At 36.5% G+C, this 6,222-nt stretch carries 6 protein-coding genes and 1 pseudogene; 2 read left to right on the top strand and 5 right to left on the bottom strand.

Going from position 1 to position 6,222, the window contains the following annotated elements; translation table 11 throughout:
* Window positions 1–53 precede the first annotated feature (53 nt).
* On the bottom strand, window positions 54–1,034 hold the full coding sequence (locus tag BM097_RS07020) for an ABC transporter permease (RefSeq protein ID WP_242944675.1): 981 nt from the start codon (window positions 1,032–1,034) through the stop codon (window positions 54–56).
* 10 nt (window positions 1,035–1,044) lie between these two features.
* A complete protein-coding gene (locus BM097_RS07025) occupies window positions 1,045–2,553 on the bottom strand; it encodes a sugar ABC transporter ATP-binding protein (protein WP_090547354.1) in 1,509 nt (502 codons plus the stop codon).
* A gap of 170 nt (window positions 2,554–2,723) precedes the next feature.
* Between BM097_RS07025 and BM097_RS07030 the strand changes: the two genes are divergently transcribed.
* Window positions 2,724–3,779: an AraC family transcriptional regulator gene (locus tag BM097_RS07030; protein ID WP_177197395.1), complete on the top strand. Its 1,056-nt coding sequence runs from the start codon at window positions 2,724–2,726 to the stop codon at window positions 3,777–3,779.
* Window positions 3,780–3,949: 170 nt separating this feature from the next.
* Here the strand turns inward: BM097_RS07030 and BM097_RS16325 are convergent, their stop codons facing one another.
* The 3 genes from BM097_RS16325 to BM097_RS07040 form a co-directional block, all read right to left on the bottom strand.
* Window positions 3,950–4,183: a hypothetical protein gene (locus tag BM097_RS16325; RefSeq protein ID WP_177197396.1), complete on the bottom strand. Its 234-nt coding sequence runs from the start codon at window positions 4,181–4,183 to the stop codon at window positions 3,950–3,952.
* Between the two features lie 104 nt (window positions 4,184–4,287).
* Entirely contained in the window at window positions 4,288–5,130 is an 843-nt protein-coding gene (gene dinD, locus BM097_RS07035) for a DNA damage-inducible protein D (RefSeq protein ID WP_090547359.1), read from the bottom strand.
* Window positions 5,131–5,208: 78 nt separating this feature from the next.
* Window positions 5,209–5,487 carry a resolvase gene (locus BM097_RS07040; RefSeq protein WP_090547362.1) on the bottom strand — a complete coding sequence of 93 codons (279 nt, stop codon included), beginning with the start codon at window positions 5,485–5,487 and terminating at the stop codon, window positions 5,209–5,211.
* A 510-nt stretch (window positions 5,488–5,997) separates the two neighbouring features.
* Between BM097_RS07040 and BM097_RS07050 the strand changes: the two are divergent.
* Window positions 5,998–6,222: pseudogene (locus BM097_RS07050) on the top strand (hypothetical protein); the annotation flags it as partial.

Raw genomic sequence — 6,222 nt, forward strand, 5'->3', positions numbered from 1 at the left:
CAAATCCCTCCATAATTAACCATTATTTTTAACTGCCAAAGCAGTTAGTACCTTTATCTTGGCAATGCCTGAGTACGGTAGTTCATACTTGTTATGTATACAACTGCCATAAAGAATAAAGCAGATATCACCTGAGTAATTCCATATGCCGCGCTACTATCAATAACAATTTCCAAAATGTCGTTCAGTAGCATGTAAGAAAATCCACCAATCAAGGCTGCATAGATTTTTGAACGAGGGCCACCTGAAATAGGCATTCCTCCAAATACAATTGCAATAAAAATATTCATTCCAATGCTTGATGCTGTTTGTGTTGTAACTGATGGTGTATAGGTAAGAGTAAGAAATGCCCCGAGACCTACACCAATTCCTGCCATCGTAAAGGCGATAATTGTATACTTGTTTGCTTTAATTCCTGTAAGTGAAGCACATAGTGGATTACCACCTATAAACTTCATTCTTCTACCAGTTTTTGTTAACTGGAAAACATAGAAACAAACTGCAAAATATATAATTAATAGCATTGCTTTAAATCCGATTCCTGAATAAGGCTTTATAACGCTTGAAGGAATACTGATTCCACCGAGAGCACCACCATCTGTTGTAATAATCTGAGATGCTATTGCAGACAAAACTGACATCATAGCAACAGTTGTTACGAATGCAGGTATGTTAAAAACTGATGCCAAAACTGAATTAAACAATGAGCATGCAATACCTGTTGCAAACAAAACAAGAATCATAAGCGCAAGGCTTTCTGTCTTGTTGTAAACAGTAACACCAAGGGTCGCTGCAAAAAGAGTAGATGCACCAAGGCTGATATCAAATGTTCCTAAGGTGTAAATAAAGATTGCTCCTGTTGCTACAACTGCAAGAACTACCGCCTCGTTGAAAACTATTTGTAAATACATATCAAGCCTATAGCCATATGATTGAATGACCCCACAAAAGATAAAAAACAAAGCAATAAGCGCTACCAATGGCAATGTAGCTATAAGCATTTGAGTATTTTTGAATTTCTTAAGTTTACTCACAGCGTACCTCCTATATCATGTAGCCAATAACGTCTGCTTCAGACAAATCTTTGCTACGATTAAATTCTTTTGTTATTTCTCCATCCTTCATAATCAGGACTCTATCGCTCATTCCCAGTAATTCAGGAAGCTCTTCACTTATCATAAGAATTGCTTTTCCCTGTTTTTTAAGCTTTATCATCAGCTGGTACATAGCCTGTTTTACACCGATGTCAACGCCACGTGTTGGACAATCTAGAATGAGAATTTCACTGTCACATCCAATCCATTTTCCAAAAACAACCTTCTGCTTGTTTCCACCAGATAACTGGCTCACCTGCTGATTCATGTCGCTACACTTGATAGAAAGATCATTAACCTGTTTCTGCACATAATCCTTCTCATTCTTTTCTGTAATCATGCCAGCATTATTTTTGAAAATATTCATTCCTGCAATAGCGATGTTGTCTTTGATGCTAGCTTCCAAACAAAGGGACTTTGTATCTCTGTCCTTTGATACATATCCAATCTTTTGAGATACAGCATTATGACAGCTTTTGATTTCCTTGCCAGATTCTGTAATCACCTGTCCACCATCAAGTTCCAATGCTCCGAAAAGAGCTTCCCCTAAATAGTGCATTCCACATGTTGAAAGGCCCCCGATTCCAACTATCTCGCCTTTGTGGAGACTGATGTTAACATTCTTTAATTTGTCGCCGTAATTGATATTCTTACCTTCTAATGCAACCTCTTCCTGAGAAGTAGCTTCGAAGTCAGTTCTGTAATAATCCCCCTGAAGTTCTCGTCCAATCATGCTTGTTCGGATTAGATCATCATCGAATTCTTCTTTTTCAAATGTTCTAATCAACTTACCGTCGCGAAGTACTGTCAATGTGTCACAAACAGTAGTGATTTCTTCTAAATCGTGGGAAATAAAAATAACTGATTTATTCTCTCCTTTAAGTCGTTTGATAAGTCCATACATCAATGTTCTTCCATCATGAGACAATGCTGTACTAGTCTCATCTATTACTAAAATGTCAGGCTTTTTCATCATGACTTTAGCAATTTCAACAAGCTTTCTTTCCTGGAAATCAAGACTTCCCATTAAGTCACTAGCCTTTACGTTTTTGATTCCAATTTCCTGTAAAACTTTACCAGCTTCTTCATAAAGCTTTTTCTTATCAACAAGTCCAAACTTATTTTTAAAAAGCTTTAACTCTGCTAAGAAAATGTTTTCCGCTACAGTTATTCCGGCAATAGTGCCGCTTTCCTGAACAACCATACCAATTCCACCCGTTAAGGCATCTATCATGCTCTCTGGATTCCACTCTTTGTTCTTGAAAATCATCTGGCCCTCATTTGCCTTCTGCATACCAGCCGCTATAGAGGATATAGTTGATTTTCCCGAACCGTTTTCTCCAATAAGACCTCTTATCTCACCTGGATAAACTGTAAGTGAAACATCATCAAGGGCTACAACGCTACCAAATCTTTTTGAAATATTTTTCATTTCAAGTATTGGCTCACTCATAATCATCTACACCTTTCTCCTTACTTAACTTGCAGGTTGATTATAGAATCATTTGAGCTCTTTATAAATTAACAATATTGTTCAACTATATTGATATATTTTGATGTATTTCATTTTTTATAAATATAAATATGATTTATTTTGACATGTCGATTTTTTTGAGATATTATCTTTCCATGGACGCAAAAGCATTAAGACAGCATATCTACGATATGACTGAAACAGAGAAATTCTATAAAGAATATTACTTAGCAAGAAGTGACCCAAAAGCTCTTAACAAGTTTCTTGCTAATCTAAATATGGACGAGGTTTTCAAGAAACATTTCTTGATTTTAGAGATAGAAGAAACCATTCCAGAAGTTTTTGAGGATTCATTTTTCTTCGACTTATCAAATAACGACAGTATTGTTGTACAGAAGCACGAAAGATATAGTCCTGCCATTGAACATAGTCACACTTTCTTTGAAATCACTTATATTTATGACGGACAATGCACCCAGGAAATATCTGGAAGCACAATCAACATGAGAACTGGTGATTTTTGCATTATTCCACCAGGCATCAAACATTCTATTTCCATTTTTGATGACACAATCGCCATCAATATTATGCTTAGAAAAGATACCTTACATTCTATGTTTTATGGCTTTTTGAATACACCAAATATTCTTTCATCATTCTTTCTAAACAATATCTACGCAAAAAAAGCCAATGATTATATTATGTTTAGAACTGGAAGTGACGAATCCTTAAATACATCTTTTATCTGGATGTTAGCAGAAAGCACAAACAAGCAAGAATACTACTATCAAGCAATCACCAATACTCTGCTATTGGATTTTTACATGATTATCAGAAACTATTCTGAATCTGTGCAAATGCCATTATTCGACAGTAGAGTTGATGTTCAAAGATACGCTCTCATTCAATACATTCAGGAGAATTATAAAGAGATTACTCTTTCAGATTTGGCTAAGAAATTCCATTATTCAAATGAATATACCTCTCGTTTAATAAAGGAATTGACTGGTATGAATTACACTGAGATTCTAAGAACTGTAAGAATAGAACACTCACAGGACTTACTTGCAAACTCCACTATGTCTGTAGCAACTATAGCAGAGGCAATTGGCTATGATACTTCCGAACACTATATTCGACAGTTTAAGAAACATACAGGCATGACGCCCTCAGCATTCAGGAAACAATCTGCATCAACCAGAAATAGATAACCCAGCTCACACACAGTGTAAGCTGGGTCTTTTTTACCACTTTTTATGATTGTCAATTTGAAACTGAGCCACGGATCAAGCGCTACTCCGATCTCTGCAAGCCGGTTAAAGGAAATGGTAAAAATAGGCGCACTCATATCATGCATAATACTGTGCCTCAGCAATATTCTTTATTCTATTAGAGCATCTTTTGTAACTGTTTTTGAATAAGCAAAATCCATGTCACCATCTATAAGTACTATATCTCTGTACATATTAGGGTTAAGAAGTTTTATCACTTCATCCTGTGAGATATAAAAACTAATCCCCGGCGCATTGCAACTCATAAGATTTACCCCCACGTCTTCAACATCTTCAATATATTCATTAACGCTCTGATAGCCTGCCTTCCTCAGGATATTCAACTTGTAACTATTCTATGCTTTTGCATCCAAGTGCTTTCCAGACATCCTTTGCTAATAAGTATACCTTGTCTTCAATCACTATTCTGGTTCTAAACAGACTGATTCTATTCATGAAGTTTCCCCGATTTCTTAGCAAGTTGCTTATCTTCCTTTTGTACTCTTCTTTCCAGTTTTCTAATATCCTCAGAAGGAGGAAGATTCTCCGGTTTGATTCCCCTTTGCCCCAGCATCTCTCTTACTGAACTGTTGTTGTCAACATGTTCAACCGTTATAGCAGACTCCCCTTGTAAATCCTTTTCTTCAACATTGTAATTTGTCATCTCTGTTGCAAGATTCTTGGCTGCTATTGTAAGTGTCGGCAAAAAATCCGCCAACGGCCTTGAGTCCTTGACGCCAAGACGTTCTTTCATTTCTTTGGTGGTATATCCTCCAAATAAAGCCTGATCACCTTTTGAGCGTATTCTTGCGAACCCAGCATCGTCAACACCACGCTCATAGATATTCTGAGATAGTCGCCTTTCCGACTCCCTAAGCTTACCACGCGCTTCAGTTCTTTCTATATATGCAATTCGTTCTTCAATAAGTTCCTGCTTTCTTGTTTGCACCGCAAAATAACTCTGCGCGAATGCGATCTGTTCCTTTCGGGGATCTCCATTCTCAGCAATGAGATAGCAGGCATAACGAGTGAGCATGTAATCACCTCTTTCACGATGAGCTCCACTTCCAATTTCAACCATATTACCAACGCTAGCAAAATGATCTGAAACTTCAATTCCATTGTTTGAACAGCTGATTTGAGCTTTTTCAACTATTTTTTCAAAGTTTTGCCATTTAGCATATTCCAACAATTCCATTATTTCACGAGCTCGCCAAAATTCTACACCATTTTCTTCATGCCTAATATCATCAAACTTTTTCTTATAGATTTCTATAGTTTTCTTTTCCAAACCTTTATCCTCCTGTAGCTCTAACCATTTTACTGACTTCAGTAAAATGGTTAATATGTGATCTATTCCACTGTTATTTTATTTTTCAATCTTTTTCTGCAATTCTTTATAATAAGCCAGATAACGATAAGCAGTCCTCCTGCTTACATCACCCTCTGCTACAATCTCTGAAAGAGTCATGCCATTCTCATACTTCAACATGAAATCATTGTATGCTGCCATCCAAGCTTCATCATGTTTTTTTCGACCACCGAAGTTACGCTTTCGAAGCTTTTCATTTTCCGCCTTAAGCTCGGCAACCTCTTTTTCTAATTCCTTTATTCTTTCAAGGGCTTCATCAAGAGTTGTAATCTTCATCTTGTGCCACCTCGCTTTCTGACACCATTTTAATTCTATGCACAGGCTCTGTCAACTTGCTTTCTGGCACAACTCATGTATTGAATTTCCTTTTCGATAAGTGCGATTATAATAGTCTCCGAACCAATCTCTTATATTATAGTAGGAACTCATGTTTTTGATTCCTATCTGCTCCATCCTGTCATGATTAAGATATGACAGTAATCTTGAAAGTGACTTGGAGGGAAATAAAACATTGAAGTGTAAATTATCAATTCAGAAAAAACTAAAAGATTTGAGAATAGAAAAAGGTCTGTCTCTGCAAGAATTGTCAGAGCAGACCGGAATATCCTTAGCATCTCTGGGACTTACCGAAAATAGAGAACAACATCAATTTTGCCAAATTTCTCTTGCTTCCTGCGAATTGGTTACCATGTGTAAATGATACTATTTAAATGTACATTTAGAGGAAAATAAAAATGTACAAATCCTCTAAATATGCTACCTTGTATCCATGGGAGGTATTTTTCTATGGATACAGTGGTCATCACTCAGCTCACTATTTTAAATTTGAGCAACTTGAAACCAAATTTTTCTGAGCTAGCAAGGATGTATGGTTGTGATCGTAGGACTATCAAAAAGTATTATGACGGATACGAAGGTAAGCCAAAGCATCACAACAAACCAAGTAAGCTCGATTGCTATGAAGAACTCATTGCTCAAAAGCTTTCTATTAAAGGTACTACTGTGAAAGCT

This window comes from Pseudobutyrivibrio sp. OR37 (genome assembly GCF_900113655.1).
Lineage (GTDB): Bacteria > Bacillota > Clostridia > Lachnospirales > Lachnospiraceae > Pseudobutyrivibrio.

Bases quoted from the DNA above. Each gene is read 5' to 3' on its own strand.
- BM097_RS07040 (WP_090547362.1), bottom strand. From the start codon at position 5,487: ATGAAGATTACAACTCTTGATGAAGCCCTTGAAAGAATAAAGGAATTA.
- BM097_RS07030 (WP_177197395.1), top strand. From the start codon at position 2,724: ATGGACGCAAAAGCATTAAGACAGCATATCTACGATATGACTGAAACA.
- BM097_RS07025 (WP_090547354.1), bottom strand. From the start codon at position 2,553: ATGATTATGAGTGAGCCAATACTTGAAATGAAAAATATTTCAAAAAGA.